The 16769-nt window shown below is 67.4% G+C and carries 16 protein-coding genes and 1 riboswitch; of the genes, 7 read left to right on the top strand and 9 right to left on the bottom strand.

The features are described 5' to 3' along the window. Positions 1-20: 20 nt before the first annotated feature. From GVY41_RS20255 to leuC, 3 genes are all read right to left on the bottom strand, one after another. Complete coding sequence (locus GVY41_RS20255; protein ID WP_161342790.1) at positions 21-854, bottom strand: hypothetical protein; 834 nt, start codon at positions 852-854, stop codon at positions 21-23. Between the two features lie 266 nt (positions 855-1120). Then, positions 1121-1726 (bottom strand): 3-isopropylmalate dehydratase small subunit, encoded by a 606-nt coding sequence (gene leuD, locus GVY41_RS01805; protein ID WP_161342788.1) that lies wholly within the window; start codon positions 1724-1726, stop codon positions 1121-1123. Between the two features lie 105 nt (positions 1727-1831). Continuing rightward, complete coding sequence (leuC, locus tag GVY41_RS01800; RefSeq protein WP_161342786.1) at positions 1832-3271, bottom strand: 3-isopropylmalate dehydratase large subunit; 1440 nt, start codon at positions 3269-3271, stop codon at positions 1832-1834. A gap of 485 nt (positions 3272-3756) precedes the next feature. Here leuC and rsfS point away from each other — a divergent pair, with 485 nt between their 5' ends. The 6 genes from rsfS to GVY41_RS01765 all read left to right on the top strand — a co-directional run bounded on the left by rsfS (position 3757) and on the right by GVY41_RS01765 (position 9485). Further along, positions 3757-4131 (top strand): ribosome silencing factor, encoded by a 375-nt coding sequence (gene rsfS, locus GVY41_RS01790; RefSeq protein WP_161342784.1) that lies wholly within the window; start codon positions 3757-3759, stop codon positions 4129-4131. 1 nt (position 4132) lies between these two features. Further along, positions 4133-4603, top strand: coding sequence for a 23S rRNA (pseudouridine(1915)-N(3))-methyltransferase RlmH (gene rlmH, locus GVY41_RS01785; RefSeq protein ID WP_161342776.1), 471 nt, complete (start codon positions 4133-4135; stop codon positions 4601-4603). Between the two features lie 283 nt (positions 4604-4886). Next, entirely contained in the window at positions 4887-6407 is a 1521-nt protein-coding gene (gene gpmI, locus GVY41_RS01780) for a 2,3-bisphosphoglycerate-independent phosphoglycerate mutase (protein ID WP_161342774.1), read from the top strand. Positions 6408-6451: 44 nt separating this feature from the next. Beyond that, on the top strand, positions 6452-7588 hold the full coding sequence (locus GVY41_RS01775) for a murein hydrolase activator EnvC family protein (RefSeq protein WP_373283231.1): 1137 nt from the start codon (positions 6452-6454) through the stop codon (positions 7586-7588). A gap of 3 nt (positions 7589-7591) precedes the next feature. Continuing rightward, positions 7592-8935, top strand: coding sequence for a S41 family peptidase (locus GVY41_RS01770; protein WP_161342770.1), 1344 nt, complete (start codon positions 7592-7594; stop codon positions 8933-8935). A gap of 49 nt (positions 8936-8984) precedes the next feature. Further along, positions 8985-9485, top strand: coding sequence for an RNA pyrophosphohydrolase (locus GVY41_RS01765; RefSeq protein ID WP_161342768.1), 501 nt, complete (start codon positions 8985-8987; stop codon positions 9483-9485). A 13-nt stretch (positions 9486-9498) separates the two neighbouring features. On the opposite strand, the gene GVY41_RS01760 is transcribed toward GVY41_RS01765, so the two are convergent. From GVY41_RS01760 to GVY41_RS01735, 6 genes are all read right to left on the bottom strand, one after another. Next, positions 9499-10584, bottom strand: coding sequence for an FAD-binding oxidoreductase (locus tag GVY41_RS01760; RefSeq protein ID WP_161342766.1), 1086 nt, complete (start codon positions 10582-10584; stop codon positions 9499-9501). Continuing rightward, positions 10581-11819: an aromatic ring-hydroxylating oxygenase subunit alpha gene (locus tag GVY41_RS01755; protein WP_161342764.1), complete on the bottom strand. Its 1239-nt coding sequence runs from the start codon at positions 11817-11819 to the stop codon at positions 10581-10583. The genes GVY41_RS01760 and GVY41_RS01755 overlap by 4 nt, the downstream gene beginning before the upstream one ends. Before the next feature lie 106 nt (positions 11820-11925). After that, positions 11926-12142, bottom strand: a riboswitch (cobalamin riboswitch). A 64-nt stretch (positions 12143-12206) separates the two neighbouring features. Beyond that, complete coding sequence (locus GVY41_RS01750; protein ID WP_161342762.1) at positions 12207-13382, bottom strand: acetyl-CoA C-acyltransferase family protein; 1176 nt, start codon at positions 13380-13382, stop codon at positions 12207-12209. 92 nt (positions 13383-13474) lie between these two features. Further along, positions 13475-13939: a CreA family protein gene (locus GVY41_RS01745; protein WP_161342760.1), complete on the bottom strand. Its 465-nt coding sequence runs from the start codon at positions 13937-13939 to the stop codon at positions 13475-13477. Then, complete coding sequence (locus tag GVY41_RS01740) at positions 13921-14736, bottom strand: metallophosphoesterase family protein (protein ID WP_161342758.1); 816 nt, start codon at positions 14734-14736, stop codon at positions 13921-13923. Before GVY41_RS01740 ends, GVY41_RS01745 begins: the two co-directional genes overlap by 19 nt. Continuing rightward, positions 14736-15707, bottom strand: coding sequence for a diacylglycerol/lipid kinase family protein (locus tag GVY41_RS01735; protein WP_161342756.1), 972 nt, complete (start codon positions 15705-15707; stop codon positions 14736-14738). Before GVY41_RS01735 ends, GVY41_RS01740 begins: the two co-directional genes overlap by 1 nt. A gap of 159 nt (positions 15708-15866) precedes the next feature. Here GVY41_RS01735 and GVY41_RS01730 point away from each other — a divergent pair, with 159 nt between their 5' ends. Further along, positions 15867-16766, top strand: a complete 900-nt coding sequence (locus tag GVY41_RS01730; RefSeq protein WP_161342754.1) for an MBL fold metallo-hydrolase — start codon at positions 15867-15869, stop codon at positions 16764-16766. Positions 16767-16769 lie beyond the last annotated feature (3 nt).

The raw sequence follows: 16769 nt of genomic DNA, 5'->3' as shown, positions 1-16769 counted from the left end.
AAAGACCAGCAGCGCCGCGATCAGGCAGGCTGCAACCCGGCGACCAGCTTGGCGTGGATCTTGCGCCGCTCCACGATCATCGCGGCGACGCGGCCCATGGCGATGCCGCGCATCAGCAGGCTCAGAGGCAGGAAGGACCATGCTGTCATCGTCCAGATCAGGGTGTGCGGGGAGGCCAGCGTCACCGGCTCGAACATCATCGCGGCGGATTTGACCACGGCGGGGATCACGAAGGGAAGCGCGAAGCCAAGCGCCACGTTGGCCATGGCGTCGCGGTTCAGCCGCTCCACGACATCGCCCCCCGTGGTCGGATCGAAGGTCGGCAGGTTGATCCAGACGTTGAACGTGCCCTCGGCCGAGGGCCAGCCAAAGCCGCGGATGGTGACGATGAACACGATCAGGGTGATCAGCGAGATGAAATAGGCCAGCCCGGCGGTGATGCGCACCAGCGCCAGATGCCCGGCCGAGGTGTCTTCGGGCAGCATCAGCGTCATCAGCCGCACAGGGCTGTAGGGGAAATCCAGCACATCGGCGACATGCCCGCCCAGATACGAGATCAGCTTGGCCAGCACCGCCGGATCGTTCTGGCCCATGCAGACCACCGACAGCAGGAATACCGTCAGGAAGAGTGACAAGAAGCGGATGCGGTTGAAGGGCGGCGCGTCGCGGAATTCCACAAGACCGGGATAGGTCGAGGCATATTCGAAGAAGGTCAGCGCCGCGGCGAAAAGCGCAACCAGCGCAATCACTTCGGCAGTGTCCTGGCTTACGGATTGCGTCACGACCGAGGGTGTGGCGATCATCACCACAACCAGCATCGCGCGCACGATGGCGCCTGTCAGACGGGATATCAAAGCCCTGTACCCTCCACCCGGTCGAGAACGGTACGGTGCCGGCCTCTTGTTCCGAATGTATTCCCGCACGATTGTGGCGGCCTGCCTCATTTAAGCCTCAATCCTGCCAAGTTTCAGGGCGCGTGGCAATCCACCGTTCATGAAGACGAAACTCTTTGGGCGAATCGATGGACGAACTGGTGCGAAGTTGCATCAACATCCGGGCAGAAAAATGGCCGCCCCCGCGGGACGGCCATTGATTTCACAGACAATGGACGATTCCGGGGTCAGACCCAGGGGCGCGACTGTGCCGCCTGCCCTTCGAACCTGTCGATGGCGGTGACCTTTTCCAGCGTCAGCCCGATATCGTCCAACCCGTTGAGAAGGCAGTGTTTCTTGAAGGCATCCACCTCGAAGCCATAGGTGGTCCCATCCGTTCCGGTCACTGTCTGGCTCGCCAGATCCACGGTGATGCGGGCATTGGCGCCCTTCTTGGCGTCCTCCATCAGCGCGTCCACCGCCTCTTGCGGCAGAACGACGGGAAGAATCCCGTTCTTGAAGCAGTTGCTGAAGAAGATGTCGGCGAAGGAGGTCGAGATCACGCAGCGGATGCCGAAATCCAGCAGCGCCCAAGGCGCGTGCTCTCGCGAGGAGCCGCAGCCGAAGTTGTCGCCGGCGACGATGATCTCGGCGCTGCGATAGGCGGGCTGGTTCAGGATGAAGTCCGGCTTTTCGGTGCCGTCCTGGTTGTAGCGCATCTCGTCGAACAGGTTCACGCCCAGGCCAGACCGCTTGATGGTCTTCAGGAACTGCTTGGGGATGATCATGTCGGTGTCGATGTTGACAAGCGGCATGGGCGCCGCGATGCCGGTGAGGGTGGTGAACTTGTCCATGGCTTTTGCTGGTCCCACAAGGGCGGCGCGGGCATCTGGAAACCGTATGGAAAGGATATGGCTCCTATACATACGATTTGCCGGATGCCCCGCCGGCGGTTCGGTTCAGATTGCTTCGGCGGGTTCGGCCATCATCTCGCGCACATCGGTCAGGTGGCCGGTGATCGCCGCCGCTGCCGCCATGGCCGGGCTCATCAGATGGGTGCGCCCGCCTCGGCCCTGGCGGCCCTCGAAATTGCGGTTCGAGGTCGCCGCGCAACGCTCGCCGGGGGCAAGCTGGTCTGGGTTCATGGCGAGGCACATCGAGCAGCCGGCCAGACGCCATTCGAACCCGGCATCGAGGAAGATCTTCGCCAGCCCCTCCTCCTCTGCCTGCGCCCGCACGAGGCCGGAGCCGGGGACGACCATCGCGCGCTTCACGGCGATCTTCTTGCCCTTCAGGATGGCGGCGGCGGCGCGCAGATCCTCGATCCGGCCGTTGGTGCAGGAGCCGATGAAGACGGTGTCGATCTGGATGTCGGTCAGCTTCTGGCCGGGGGTCAGGCCCATGTAGTCCAGCGCGCGCTGCACCGCCTCGACCTTGCCGCCGGTGAAGTCGGTCAGCGCGGGCACGTTCGCGGTAATCGGCAGCACATCCTCGGGCGAAGTGCCCCAGGTGACCACGGGGGCGATGTCCTCGCCGCGCAGGGTCACGACCTTGTCGAAATGCGCGCCTTCATCGGTGAAGAGGGTCTTCCACCAGGCCAGCGCGGCCTCCCACTGGGCGCCCTTCGGCGCGTGGGGGCGGCCCATGACATAGGCGAAGGTGGTCTCGTCCGGCGCGATCAGGCCGGCGCGGGCGCCGCCCTCGATGGCCATGTTGCACACGGTCATGCGGCCTTCCATCGACAGTTCGCGGATCGCCTCGCCACAATACTCGATGACATAGCCGGTGCCGCCGGCGGTGCCGGTCTCGCCGATGACCGACAGGGTGATGTCCTTGGCGGTGACCCCGGGGCGCAGGCGGCCAGTGATTTCCACCTTCATGTTCTTCGATTTCTTCTGGATCAGCGTCTGGGTGGCCAGCACATGTTCCACCTCGGACGTGCCGATGCCATGGGCCAGCGCGCCAAAGGCGCCGTGGGTGGCGGTGTGCGAATCGCCGCAGACCACGGTCATCCCCGGCAGCGTCCAGCCCTGTTCGGGGCCGACGATATGCACGATCCCCTGCCGGATGTCGGACACGGGGTAGTAGTTGATCTTGAAGTCGCGGGCGTTCTTGTCGAGCGCATCGACCTGGATCCGCGATTCTTCATTGTCGATGCGGATGTCGCGGCCCTCGGTGGTGGGCACGTTGTGGTCGGGCACCGCAATGGTCTTTTGGGGGGCGCGGACGGTGCGGCCGGTCATGCGCAGACCTTCGAAGGCCTGCGGACTGGTCACCTCATGCACCAGATGCCGGTCGATATACAGAAGGCAGGTGCCGTCTTCCGAGGTGTCGACGACATGGGCGTCCCAGATCTTGTCATAGATGGTCTTGGGCGCGGCTTGGGTGGGTGTGGTCATGGCTGTCTCTTCTCACGAATGGCAAGGCACGGGATGCGTGCGGCTGTTTGCGGAATGCTTGTGGGCAAGGCTCTCGCGGGATCGGCGGGCGTGCGGGCACGCAGATGATCGTGACGCGTGCAGGCACGCGGGGTCGATCAAAGTCGGGCGAGAATCGAATGCGACATGCCGAAAAAGCGGCCCGGAAGCCGCGCGCGGTCGTGGATATCGAAATAGACGAAGCCTCTCATGGGCTGCGTCAATACGCGCGAATCCTCTGCAAGGCAACTGTGAAGCGCGCGCGGCGGAGGGCGGGCCCCGACCAGATCCGCGCTTTTCTGCCCGCTGCGAACCCTGGGCAATGGCTCCATTGAGATTTCGGGTGTGCGATGCTACTTATAACGTATTGCCTTGTGCCGGGGCTGGATCGGCGCGCAACCCAGGAGGACGATGTCCTGTCTATTTCACTACAGGCGGCCACTGCCACGGTCGCAGGATCGGTGCCGATGAGCGCCCTGTCCCAAGATGTGTCGAGCGATGTCGTGCTCGACCGCGTTCTGGCTTCCCTCGACGATGACAAGGCTGAAGAAGTGGTGTCGATCGACCTGCGCGGCCGGTCTTCCGTGGCCGATCACATGGTGATCTGCTCGGGCCGGTCTTCGCGGCAGGTGGGTGCCATCGCCGAAAAGCTGGTCGACCGGATGAAGACCGAGTTCGGGCGCGTGTGCAAGATCGAGGGCAAGGATCAGGGCGATTGGGTGCTGATCGATGTGGGCGATGTCGTCGTCCATGTGTTCCGCCCCGAAGTGCGCGACTTCTACCAGCTGGAAAAGATGTGGCTGCCGTCGAACGCAGCCGAGTTCGGCGTGCGCCAGTCGTAACATGCGGGTGCATCTGTGCGCGGTGGGCCGGATCAGATCCGGCCCCGAGCGCGCGCTTGTTGATGACTATCTGAAGCGTTTCGACCGCAGCGGGCGGGCCCTTGGCCTTGGCCCGGCGGCGGAGCATGAGGTGGAGGACAAGCGCGGCGGCGGGCGCGAGGCGGAGGCCGAGCTGCTGGCGCGGGCGGTACCGACGGGGGCGCTGCTGGTGGTGCTGGATGAACGCGGGCGGGTGATGACCTCGCCGGACTTCGCGGCGGTTCTTGGCGGCTGGCGGGATGCGGGGCGGTCGGACGTGGCCTTTGTCATTGGCGGGGCGGACGGGATCGCGCCGGCCCTGCGCGCCCGGGCGGATTTCGCGCTGTCCTTCGGGCAGATGGTCTGGCCGCATATGCTGGTGCGGGTGATGCTGGCGGAGCAGCTGTATAGGGCGGCGTCTATTCTCGCCGGGGCGCCGTATCACCGGGAGTAGGTCGTTGGGTCGGGCGGACAAAGGCGAGGCACTGCCTCGCCCCGCCCGTGCGGGACGGATGCTCACGGAGCCGCCGGCAACGTGAAACCGAATGAGGACAGCGCCCGCCAGGGGCGGGGCGGGCGCTGGCCGGGCCCTTTGGGGGCCCGGCCAGTGCAAATTGCCCCGGCACCGCGTGGCGAAGGCGATGGCCTTCGCCAAGGCATCTAACCTCCCCACCCGCCGGTTGCCCCTTGCGGCGCTGCGGCGTATCAAGGGCGCGACCCTGGCAGGAGGCTCCGCGATGACCCGTCCCAAACCCGTTGTGCTGTGCATTCTCGACGGCTGGGGCCAGCGGGCCGAGCCCGAGGGCAATGCACCGCTGCTGGCCGACACCCCGACCTTCGACGCGATCATGGCGGGGTGCCCGCATGCCACGCTGATCACCCACGGGCCGGATGTAGGCCTGCCGACCGGGCAGATGGGCAATTCCGAGGTGGGGCACACCAATATCGGCGCGGGCCGGGTGGTGGCGATGGATCTGGGGCAGATCGATCTTGCCATCGAGGATGGCAGCTTCGCCGTCAACCCGGCGCTGCTGGCCTTTGCGGAACGGCTGCACGCCAGCGGCGGCACCGCGCATCTGATGGGCGTGGTGTCGGATGGCGGGGTGCATGGGCATCTCGTGCATGTGCTCGCGGCGGTGCGGGCACTGGCCGCGCTTGGCGTGCCGGTGGCGCTGCACGCGATCACCGACGGGCGCGACGTGGCGCCGTCGTCTGCCGCCGGCTTCATGGCCGATCTGCTGGCCGGGATGCCGAAGGGCGCGCGGGTGGCGACGGTCATCGGCCGCTACTGGGCGATGGACCGCGACAATCGGTGGGAGCGGGTGGAGCGGGCCTATGCGGCGATGGTCCGCGCCGAGGGCGAGGTTGCGCCCGACGCGGCAACCGCGGTGGCCCTGGCTGCCACGCGGGGCGAGACCGACGAGTTCATCGCGCCCACGGTCATCGGCACCTATTCCGGGGCGCGGGATGGCGACGGTTTCTTCTGCCTCAACTTCCGGGCCGACCGTGCACGGGAAATCCTGTCGGCGCTCGGCGCGCCGGAATTTTCCGGGTTCGATACCGGCGCGCGCCCGGTCTGGGCGGGAATGCTGGGGATGGTGGACTACTCTGCCGCGCACAATGCCTTCATGACCGCCTGCTACCCCAAGCAAACCATCGCCAACACGCTTGGCGAATGGGTGGCCAAGCAGGGGCTGACGCAGTTCCGGCTGGCCGAGACCGAGAAATATCCCCATGTCACCTTCTTCCTGAACGGCGGGAAAGAGCTGCCCGAGGCCGGCGAAGGCCGCTACATGGCGAAATCCCCGAAGGTCGCCACCTATGACCTGCAGCCCGAGATGTCGGCCGAAGAGGTGACCGAGCATTTCGTCGGCGCCATCGAACAGGGGTTCGACCTGATCGTGGTGAACTATGCCAACCCGGACATGGTCGGCCATACCGGCAGCCTGCCCGCTGCGATGGCGGCCTGCGAGGCGGTGGACCGGGGGCTGGCCAAGGTCATCGCCGCGCTGAAGGTTGCGGGCGGCGCGATGCTGCTGACCGCCGATCACGGCAATTGCGAGGTGATGATCGACCCGGTGACCGGCGGGCCGCACACGGCCCATACCACCAACCCGGTGCCGGTGGCGCTGATCGGCGGGCCGACGGGCGTGTCGCTGCGGCCGGGGCGGCTGGCGGACCTTGCGCCGACGCTGCTGGACCTGATGGGCCTGCCGCAGCCGCCCGAGATGACCGGCCAGACGTTGATCCTGCGTTGAGCGCCCGGATGCACCCCGCCCGATATGTGATGCTTGCCGCAGCCATGGCGCTGGCGACACCGGCACCCGCCCAGCAAAGCGCCGCCGAGCGCGGCGCCCCGCCGCGGCCGGTGACGGTGGCGCAGGGCGCGGTGACGGCGGCCGAGGAGTTGCGCACCGCCGTCGCCGCCCTGCGCAAGGCCGGCACCGGGCGCGAGCAGGTGGCGGCGCTGAGCCAGACCATCCGCGCCTATGAGGCCGGGCTTGCCTCCTTGCGCGACGGGCTGCGCAAGGCGGCGCTGCGCGAGGCGGAAATCACCGCCGATCTCGATGCAAGGCGGGACCGGCTGTCGCGGCTGCTGGGGGCGATGATGACCATGCAGACCTCGCCCGCGCCGCTGACCCTGCTGCACCCCGAGGGGCCGGAGGCCGCGGTGCGCGCCGGGATGATCCTGTCGGACGTGACCCCGGCGCTGCAGGACGAAGCCTCGATGCTGTCGCGCGACCTGCAGGAGGTGGCGCAGATCCGCGGACTGCAGCAGGGGGCGGTGGAGCTGCTGTCCTCGGGCCTGACGGCAGCGCAGGAGGCGCGCACCTCGCTGAGCCAGGCGATGCAGGATCGCACCGATCTGCCGCGCCGGTTTCTGGAAGACCCCGAGGAGTTGCAGGCGCTGGTCGCCAGCGCCGAGACGCTGGAAGCCTTCACCAGCGGCATCGACGGCATGGAAAAGGATATCGGCGCACCGATGGAGGATTTTGCCGGCGCGCAGGGCAGTCTGGCGCTGCCGGTGCTGGGAACCGTGCTGCGCGGGGCGGGCGAGGCCGACGCCGCCGGCATCCGCCGCCCGGGGCTGCTGATCGCCACGCGGCCCGCCGCGCTGGTGACCACGCCCTGGCCCGCGACCATCCGCTATCGCGGGCCGCTGCTCGACTACGGAAACGTGATGATCCTTGAACCCGCAGAAGACTATCTTCTGGTACTGGCGGGGCTTGGAACGGTCTATGGGTCGACGGGTGACGTGCTGGAGGCGGGGGCACCCGTCGGGCTGATGGGCGGGGCAGAGCCGGGCGGGCAGGAATTCCTGGTGGCGGCCCAAGAAGGCGGTGGCGCCGACCGGACCGAAACGCTTTATATAGAGCTGAGACAGGGCAAGGAGCCCGTGGACCCCGCCGCATGGTTCACCGAAACGAGGGAAGACTAGCGCATGAAGAAGTTCGTGATGGCCGTTCTTGGCGGCACCGTGGCGGGGGCGCTGCTGACGACGCAGATCGCGGGGCCGATCGTCGCGCAAGAGGCGAATACCGACGCCACGGTCTATGAACAGCTGGACCTGTTCGGCGACATCTTCGAGCGGATCCGCGCGCAATATGTCGAACAGGTGGACGCAGGCGAGCTGGTCGAGGCGGCGATCAACGGCATGCTCACCTCGCTCGACCCGCATTCGAGCTATCTGCCGCCCGACGATTTCGACGACATGCGCGAACAGACCCGCGGCGAGTTCGGCGGGCTGGGGATCGAGGTCACACAAGAAGAGGGCTTCGTGAAGGTGGTCTCGCCCATCGACGGCACCCCGGCGGCCGAAGCGGGCATCCAGTCGGGCGACTTCATCACCCATGTGAATGGCGAAAGCCTGCTGGGCCTGACGCTGGACGAGTCGGTCGAGATGATGCGCGGGCCGGTCGGGTCCGAGATCGTGATCACCATCGGCCGCGAGGGAACGGCAGAGCCGTTCGACGTGACGTTGGTGCGCGACATCATCAAGCTGACCGCGGTGCGCAGCCGGGTCGAGGGCAAGACGGTGGTGTTGCGGGTCACCACCTTCAACGACCAGACCTATGCCAACCTTGAGGAGCAGCTTAATGCGATGGTCGAGGAAGCCGGCGGGATCGAGCAGATCAACGGCTTCGTGCTGGACCTGCGCAACAACCCGGGCGGGCTGCTGAGCCAGGCGATCATGGTGTCGGACGCGTTCCTCGATGCGGGCGAGATCGTCTCGACCCGCGGCCGCGATACGGAAGACAGCGAGCGCTTCAATGCCGAGGCCGGCGATCTGGCGCAGGGCAAGCCGGTGGTGGTGCTGATCAATGGCGGATCGGCCTCGGCCTCGGAAATCGTTGCCGGCGCGCTGCAGGACCATCGCCGGGCCATCGTGGTCGGCACCAAGAGCTTCGGCAAGGGTTCGGTCCAGACCGTGATCCCGCTGCGCGGGGATGGCGCCATGCGGCTGACCACCTCGCGCTATTACACGCCGTCGGGCCGGTCCATCCAGGCGCTCGGCGTTGCCCCCGACATCGTGGTGCAGCAGCCCGCGCCAGAGCCCGAGGCGACCGAGGAAGAGGAACAGGCAAGCGCCGCCGCACAGGCCCGTTCGGAAGCGGATCTGCGAGGGGCGATCATCAACGACTCGATGACCGAGGACGAAAAGCGCCTGCTGGAAGAAGAGCAGACCAAGGCGGAAGAGGCCGCCAAGCTGCGGGTCGAGGATTACCAGATGGCCTATGCCCTCGATATCCTGAAGGGCCTGTCGGCCATCGCGCCGGCGCAGTAAGACGAAGGGGCCGGGAAACCGGCCCCATTTTCGTATCAGGACCATCCTCATGACTCCGCCAATCTTGACCGAGGCCGAAGCCGCCGCCCTGCCCTACCGCCCCTGCGTGGGCGTGGTGCTGATCAACCCGCAGGGCCGGATCTTCGCCGGCCGCCGCATCGACAGCGACGCCCCCGCCTGGCAGATGCCGCAAGGCGGGATCGACGAGGGCGAGAAGCCCCGGCAAGCGGCGCTGCGCGAGCTGTGGGAAGAGACCGGGGTGACCGAGGATCTGGTGCAGTTCGTGGCGAAGTCGCCGGACTGGGTGACCTATGACCTGCCGCCGGAATTGCTGGGCCGCGTCTGGGGCGGGCGCTTTCGCGGGCAGAAGCAGCGCTGGTTCCTCTACCGCTTCACCGGGCGCGACGATCAGGTGAACATCGCCACGGGCCATGCCGAGTTTTCCGAATGGCGCTGGATCGGCGCTGACGAGATGATCGAGGCCATCGTGCCGTTCAAGCGCGCGGTCTATGAGCAGGTGGTGGCGGCGTTCCGCGGCCATCTGGCCTGAACGCCGCCGCCTATCAGATCTCGACCGACACCCGCCCGATGGGACGCGAGCAGCAGGCAAGGATATAGCCCGCCTCGATATCCTCATCGGCGATGCCGCCCGAATGCACCATCACCACCTCGCCCTCGGTCTTCCTGACCTTGCAGGTGCCGCAGACGCCGAAGGTGCAGCCCGAGGGGATGTTGAGCCCCGAGGCGCGGGCGACCGTCAGCACGGTATCGGTCTCGCGGCAGGTGGCGGTCACGCCCGAGGCGGTGAAATGCAGCTCGGCGGTTCGGTCGTCGGAGGGGACCACGTCGTCGATTTCCGGCACCTCGGCCTCGGTCGCGGCGGGGGCGTGGAAGCTTTCCTGATGATAGCGTGCCATGTCGTAGCCAAGCGCGTTGAGCATGTCGCGCACCGATTGCATGAAGCTCTCGGGGCCGCAGCAGAACACTTCCCGGTCAAGGTAATCGGGCGCCATCAGGCCCAGCATCAGCTGGTTGAAGCGGCCGCGATAGCCGGTCCAGGTGCGGTAGGGATCATCCTCCTTCACCACCCAGTGCAGCTTGAGCCCCGGGGTGCGGCTGGCCATATGCTCCAGCCGCTGCCGGAAGATCAGGTCCTGCGGACGGCGGGCGCAATGGACGAAGGCGATGTCGGGCTCGAAGCCCGAATCCCATATCCATGTGGTCATCGCCAGCATGGGCGTGATGCCCGACCCGGCCGAGATGAACAGGTATTTGCGCGGCGCGGCATCGGGCAGGGTGAACACCCCGGCGGGGCCAAAGGCGCGCACGCGGGTGCCGGGGGTCAGGTGGTCCAGCATCCAGCGGGTGCCGAGGCTGACCTCCTGCGCCTTGACGGTGATGGTGATCGACAAGGGGCGCGAGGGGCTGGACGAGATGGTGAAGGTCCGGTGGACGGTGCCGGTGGGCAGCGGCAGCTCCAGCGTCAGGAACTGCCCCGGTGCATGGTCGAACCACGCACCCGAGGGCGCGCGGAAGCAGAAGCTGGCAACCCCCGGCGCCTCGGGGATCACCATCGTGCATTCCAGCGGCTCCTCCTCGCGCCAAGGCGCGGAAGGGCGGAAGGCCGAGTGGAAATCGCCCCCGCTCATTCGGCGGCCATGATCGAGCGGCCGGTCAGGCGCTGGCCGAGCGTGTCGCAATACCAGTCGATGAACTGGATCACGCCTTCCTCTTGCAGCGTCGAATAGGGGCCGGGCTCATAGGCGGGCGAGTTGATACCGTACTGGTTTTCCTCGACCACCTGACGGTCTTCGTCATTGGTCGCGAGCCAGACCTCGGTCAGCTTCTGCAGGTCGTAATCCACACCCTCGACCGCGTCCTTGTGGACCAGCCATTTCGTCGTCACCTGCGTTTCGGTGGGCGACAGCGGCAGGATGCGGAACACGATGGCATGATCGGCCAGGAAGTGGTTCCAGCTGTTGGGGTAGTGGTAGAACAGCAGGCTGCCGGCATTGTCGAAGGGCACATCGCCCATGCGCTTGGACACAGCGGGCTTGGTGCTCATGGTGAAGCTTTCGGCATTGTTCAGCAGCGGGATCCGCGCCAGCCGCCACTGCATCGCCGGATGGTTGACGAAGCGCGAGGGCAGGTTCGCCGCCTCGCAGCGCGCCCAATGCGCCATGATCTCGGGGGCGGCGGCGTCGGGACCCTCCATCGCGGTCATGGTCGGGCTGTCGGAATAGGTGCGGCACAGCGACGGGTGGCTGCCCGAGCAGTGATAGCATTCGCGGTTGTTCTCGATCACCAGCTTCCAGTTGGCCTTCTCGATGATCGTCGATTCGAAGGCGACCTTGCTGTCTTGCAGCCGGTGCGGGCCGACATAGGCGTCCAGCTTTTCGGCCAGCGCATCGAAGGCGGGCGGCGTGTCCGAGACACAGACGAAGACCATCCCGCCCGCCTCGCGGCACTGCACCGGCTTCAGCCCGTATTTGCCGGCGTCGAAATCCGGGCCCATGTCGCGGGCGTAAAGCAGGCGGCCGTCAAGCTCATAGGTCCACTGGTGATAGGGGCACACCAGCTTGGGCGCCGAGCCCTTGATGGCCGAGCAGATGCGCTGGCCGCGGTGGCGGCAGGTGTTGTGGAAAGCGCGGATCACGCTATCGGCGCCGCGCACCACCACGACCGGATAGGCGCCGACCTGCATGGTGATGTAATTGCCGGTCTTGGGGATTTCGCACGACGGCAGCGCGAACAGCCAGTCCTGATACCAGAACTTCTCCAGATCCAGCTGGAACATGCCGGGATCGTTGTAGAAGGGCTGCGGCAGGGAGTGGTTCTTCTTGCGGCTGAGCAGCAGGGCAAGGGCATCGGCGTCGCGCATCATCGGTCCTCATCTGCCCTTGGGGGCGGGGCTGGGCGATGGACGAGGGGGCGCACAGGCGGGGCGTGCGAGGAACGCGCCCGGCAAGGCAGCCCCGTGCCGCCCACCGCGGCTTGGCTGGTCCGAGGCTGGTTTCCGGGCTTGGCAGGGGCCTTGGCACACGTGCCGCTGGCGGGGACGCGCCTTCCCGAACCTCCTCCGGTTCAGTGGCCCTCGCGCCCCTTTCCCTGCCCTACCGTTGCGGGGGCAGCGCCGGAGTTTGACCGGCTTCCCAATTCTCTGCCGCCCGGAGACCGGACGGCAGCACCTTGGTGAAACGAATGATGCGGCAAGATGCTGCGGTGCAGTCGCGCAAAAACGACGCACCGCAGCGATTTCGCGGAGTGCGGCTCAGATCCTCTCGATCGCAAGGGCAATGCCCTGTCCGCCGCCGATGCACATGGTGATCAGCGCGCGGCGCCCGCCGGTCCGTTCCAGTTCATACAGCGCCTTCACCGTCAGCAGCGCGCCGGTGGCGCCGACCGGGTGGCCAAGGGCGATGGCGCCGCCATTGGGATTCACACGCGCCGGGTCGAGCCCGAGGCCGGCGTTGACCGCAAGGGCCTGCGCGGCAAAGGCCTCGTTCGATTCGATCACGTCGAAGTCGATGACGGTCAGGCCGATGCGGGCGCAGAGCTGCTGCACGGCGGGCACCGGGCCGATGCCCATCACCTCGGGGCGCACCCCGGCGACAGCATAGCCAAGGATGCGGGCGCGGGGCTTGAGGCCCGCGGCTTCGGCCGCCGAGGCGCGGGCCAGCACCAGTGCCGCCGCGCCGTCATTGATGCCGCTGGCATTGCCGGCGGTGACGGTGCCGTCCTTGAGGAACACCGTCCGCAGCCCCGCCAGCGCCTCGGCGCTGGTCGCCTTGGGATGCTCGTCGGTGTCGAAGATCACCGTGCCCTTTCGCCCGGCAATCTCGACCGGGACGACCTGGCTGGCAAAGCGGCCCTCGGCAATGGCGGCGGCGGCGCGGCGCTGGCTTTCCAACGCGAAGGCATCCTGCGCGGCGCGGCTGATGTCATGCTCGCGCGAGACGTTCTCGGCGGTCACGCCCATATGGCCGGTGCCGAAGGGGCAGGTCAGCGCGCCCGTCATCATGTCGAGCGCGCGCACGTCGCCCATCTTCTGGCCGAAGCGGGCAGCCGGCAGGATATAGGGGGCGCGGCTCATGCTCTCGGCCCCGCCGGCAAGGGCGAAATCGGCATCCCCCAGCATCAGCGCCTGCGTGGCAGACACGATGGCCTGCGCGCCAGAGCCGCAAAGGCGGTTGACGTTCATCGCCGGGGCAGTGTCGGGCACCCCCGCCTCCATCGCGGCAACGCGCGACAGGTACATGTCGCGCGGTTCGGTGTTCAGCACATGGCCAAAGACCACGCTGCCGATCTGGGCGCCCTCGACGCCCGCCCGCTCCAGCGCGGCGCGCGAGGCGATGGTGGCGAGCGTGATGGGCGGCAGCGCGGCGAGGCTGCCGCCGAAGGTGCCGATGGCGGTGCGCGCCCCGGACAGGATGACGATATCGGTCATGGTCTCTCTCCCCTGCAGATTTGCGGGCAGGTTAGACCCGGGCCAGCGCCAATGCCAGCGGCGCGGGCCATGTGACGCAAGGGAAAATTGTCTCAGTCCACCGGGGCGGCTTCCCACAGCGGCACGGTCGAGATCGACATCTTGGCAGAGCCCTCCACCAGCTCGCGGGCATGGGCGAGGTAGATCAGCACGTTGTTCTCGGCATCATAGATCCGCCGCACCCGCAGCGACTTGAGGATCAGGGATCGCCCCTCGCGGAACACCTCCTCGCCATCCTCGCCGCGGTCGATATCGCCCAGGGTGATCGGTCCGGTCTGGCGGCAGGCGATGGAGGCGTTGGAGGGATCTTCGAACCAGTTGCCCTGCGAGACGCGGTCGATCAGGCTGCGCTCGAAGAAGGCCAGATGGCAGGTGACGCCGGGCACCTTGGGATCGGCCAGCGCCTCGATCACGATGTCATTTCCGGTCCAGTCCACGCCGACGCGGCCGACCTCTTCGGCGAGGGTGGGCGTGGCAAGGACCGAGAGGGCAAGGGCGATCAGTCCGCGGGGCGCCATCCGGTGTCTCCTTCGACGAAATCGGCTGTCGCCCCGGGGGCAAAGCCGTCGCCGCCAGTCTTCGCCACATAGCGGGTGACTCGCAAGGCATGAACCGGGGGCTGCGACAGCGTCTCGATCAGGTTGAAGTCGTTGTCCTCGCCGCGGAGCCGGGTCGAGAGGCCGGTGCCGGCCGAGACCTGCAGCATCGCGCGGCGCCCCTCTTGCAGCATGTCGGCGGCCGCGCCCCAGGTGTGCAGATGGCCCGAAAGCACAAGGTCGGCCCCGGCATCCGACAGGGCCCGCGCGGCGGCCTCGCCATTCGGCATCGGCTCTTTCCGGGCGCCGGGCGGATGGACCAGCGGATGATGCAGCATCACCACGCGCAGCACGCCGGGGGGGGCCTCCTGCAGGCGCTGCACGGCGCGGGCAAGGCTGCGGGCACGCACCTTTCCATGCTCGAAGGCGAAGGGCCAGGCGGTGTTGACCGACACGATCCGCACCCCCGGCAGGTCCAGCATCGGCTCCAGATCCGGCGAGATGTCAGCCTTGTAGGCGGAAAAGCTGCGCAGGAAGCGCGAGAGCGGGCGGTCCAGCGGAATGTCATGGTTGCCGGGGACCGTCAGCACCGGCTGCGGCAGATCGGCGATCAGGTTTGCCGCCGCCTCGAACTGCCATTCGCGGGCGCGTTGCGTGAGGTCGCCGGAAATCAGCGTGACATCGGGCTTCAGCGCCCACGCGGCATCGACCAAGGGTTGCAGCAGCCCCGGACGGGTGCGGCCGAAATGCAGGTCCGACAGGTGTAGCAGCCTCGCCATCAGGCCGCGGCGCCGCTGGCGGCATCCGGCCCTTCGGCGGCAATGCGGTTGGCAACGCTGGCCGAGCTTTCCTCGGCCGCGGGCGGGGCGAGCACCTTCAGCGCGCCGGGCAGCATCCGGAAGCGGAACGGTCCGGTCATCTTGCTGCGCTCGCCGTCGCGGGCGATGGTGCGGCGGGGCTTGCGGGTCTCGATCACGATCTCGGTTCCGCAGAGCATCTCGAAATCCGTCTCGGGGCGTGCCTGCTTCAGGGCCAGCCGCGCGGCAAAGCGCACCAGCTGTCCGCGCGTGCAATCGGGGGCGAGGAACACCGCGAACTGGCCCTGGTCGAGGCACTCGGTGCCCGGCAGGCCGTACTGGTCAAGCTGGTAGCCATTGGCCGCGACGAACACCATCGGGGCGCGCGTGCGCCGCGCCTCGCCGTCGATGGTGACCTTCATCACCGAGGGGCGACGGAAATCGGCGATGGTGCGGATCACCGACCAATAGGCGGCCATGCGCGAGCGGCCCCAGCGGCTGTAGATCGCCTCGCGGCTTTCCAGAATGGCGGGATAGAGGCCGAGGCTGGCATTGTTCAGGAAGATCTGGCCGTTCACCTCACCCACCGCGATGCGGCGCGGTTCGGCTTCGGTCAGCGCGGTGACAGCCTCTTGCGGATCTTCTGGAAATCCAAGAGAGCGCGAGAAGAAGTTGAACGTGCCAAGTGGCAGCACCCCCATGGCGATGTCGGTGCCGACGAGTTCGGCGGCGACGGCGCAGATGGTGCCGTCCCCGCCCGCGGCGATGATGGTCGCAAAGCCACCCGCGCGGGCCGATCGCGCCGCGGCGGCTATATCCTCGCCCTCGCGGATCATCCGCACCTCGGGATGGCCGCCGATGCGCTCGATCATCGGGCCCAGCAAGGCGTCCAGCCGCGCGGCCTTCTTCTTCCCTGCGCCGGTATTGGCGATGATACAGACTGGACCTTGCATGTTGCCCCCTTGGCCATGGGCACTCCCCGGCCCCGGTCCCAACGCAGCCCCCTTGCGGCGGTTCCCGCGCTGCGGCATTGCCTGCGCATGTTGCCGCGGCCGGGTTGACACCGGCGCACGCACCCCCACCTTGGGCGGAACGCATTCAGGAGACCGCATATGACTAACCCCGCCCATGGCCCCGCCCACAGCCCCGTCGTCCAGTCTTTTTTCGACCGCCCCACCGGCAGCCTGCAATATGTGTTCCACTGCCCCGCGACGATGCAGGGCGCGGTGGTGGACCCGGTCTGGAACTATGACGCGAAGGCGGTGGCGACCTGGACGGACAGCGCCGATGAAATCGAGGCCTATCTCCGCGACACCGGCATCACGCCTGCCTGGATCCTCGACACCCATCCCCATGCCGATCACCTCAGCTCGGCGCGGATCCTGTCGGAGCGGTTTGGCGGCGTGCCGCGCGGCATCGGCGAGAAGGTGCGCGAAGTGCAGGCGCTGTGGCAGAAGCTCTACAACTGGAGCCCGGAGGAGACCCCGGATGGCGGCTGCTGGGACCGGCTGTTTGCCGAAGGCGACGAATTCATGGTGGGCAATATCCCGGTGCGGGTGATGCTGTCGCCCGGGCACACGCTGGCCTCGATCACCTATGTCGCGGGGGATGCGGCCTTCGTGCATGACACGCTGATGATGCCGGAAAGCGGGTCGAGCCGCGCCGATTTTCCCGGCGGCAGTGCGGCGGTGCTGTGGGACAGCCTGCAGGCCATCCTGGCGCTGCCTGGGGACACGCGGCTGTATATCGGCCATGATTACCCGGCCAAGGAGGCCGCGCCGCGCTGCATGGCGACGGTGGCCGAGCATCTGGCGCGCAACGCCCATGTGAAGGCGGGCACGGTCCGCGAGGAGTATATCGCCCGGCGCGAGGCGCGGGATGCGACGCTGGCGCTGCCCGAGCGGATGATCGCGGCGCTGCAGGTCAACCTGCGCGGCGGGGCGCTGCCCGCGGCCGAAGCAGACGGGCACAGCTACCTGAAGATGCCGGTGAATCGCTTCGCGCCGCGGTAAAGC

The organism is Frigidibacter albus (genome assembly GCF_009908165.1).
Classification (GTDB): Bacteria; Pseudomonadota; Alphaproteobacteria; order Rhodobacterales; family Rhodobacteraceae; genus Frigidibacter; species Frigidibacter albus.
Note: the sequence above shows the minus strand (reverse complement) of the source record. Positions and strands in the feature narration are given on the sequence as shown.

What these genes read in the sequence shown, in the direction of transcription:
- leuD (WP_161342788.1), bottom strand. Translation starts at nt 1,726, where the DNA reads ATGGACAAGTTCACCACCCTCACCGGCATCGCGGCGCCCATGCCGCTT.
- leuC (WP_161342786.1), bottom strand. Translation starts at nt 3,271, where the DNA reads ATGACCACACCCACCCAAGCCGCGCCCAAGACCATCTATGACAAGATC.
- rsfS (WP_161342784.1), top strand. Translation starts at nt 3,757, where the DNA reads ATGAGCGCCCTGTCCCAAGATGTGTCGAGCGATGTCGTGCTCGACCGC.
- rlmH (WP_161342776.1), top strand. Translation starts at nt 4,133, where the DNA reads ATGCGGGTGCATCTGTGCGCGGTGGGCCGGATCAGATCCGGCCCCGAG.
- gpmI (WP_161342774.1), top strand. Translation starts at nt 4,887, where the DNA reads ATGACCCGTCCCAAACCCGTTGTGCTGTGCATTCTCGACGGCTGGGGC.
- GVY41_RS01775 (WP_373283231.1), top strand. Translation starts at nt 6,452, where the DNA reads ATGGCGCTGGCGACACCGGCACCCGCCCAGCAAAGCGCCGCCGAGCGC.
- GVY41_RS01770 (WP_161342770.1), top strand. Translation starts at nt 7,592, where the DNA reads ATGAAGAAGTTCGTGATGGCCGTTCTTGGCGGCACCGTGGCGGGGGCG.
- GVY41_RS01765 (WP_161342768.1), top strand. Translation starts at nt 8,985, where the DNA reads ATGACTCCGCCAATCTTGACCGAGGCCGAAGCCGCCGCCCTGCCCTAC.
- GVY41_RS01760 (WP_161342766.1), bottom strand. Translation starts at nt 10,584, where the DNA reads ATGAGCGGGGGCGATTTCCACTCGGCCTTCCGCCCTTCCGCGCCTTGG.
- GVY41_RS01755 (WP_161342764.1), bottom strand. Translation starts at nt 11,819, where the DNA reads ATGATGCGCGACGCCGATGCCCTTGCCCTGCTGCTCAGCCGCAAGAAG.
- GVY41_RS01750 (WP_161342762.1), bottom strand. Translation starts at nt 13,382, where the DNA reads ATGACCGATATCGTCATCCTGTCCGGGGCGCGCACCGCCATCGGCACC.
- GVY41_RS01745 (WP_161342760.1), bottom strand. Translation starts at nt 13,939, where the DNA reads ATGGCGCCCCGCGGACTGATCGCCCTTGCCCTCTCGGTCCTTGCCACG.
- GVY41_RS01740 (WP_161342758.1), bottom strand. Translation starts at nt 14,736, where the DNA reads ATGGCGAGGCTGCTACACCTGTCGGACCTGCATTTCGGCCGCACCCGT.
- GVY41_RS01735 (WP_161342756.1), bottom strand. Translation starts at nt 15,707, where the DNA reads ATGCAAGGTCCAGTCTGTATCATCGCCAATACCGGCGCAGGGAAGAAG.
- GVY41_RS01730 (WP_161342754.1), top strand. Translation starts at nt 15,867, where the DNA reads ATGACTAACCCCGCCCATGGCCCCGCCCACAGCCCCGTCGTCCAGTCT.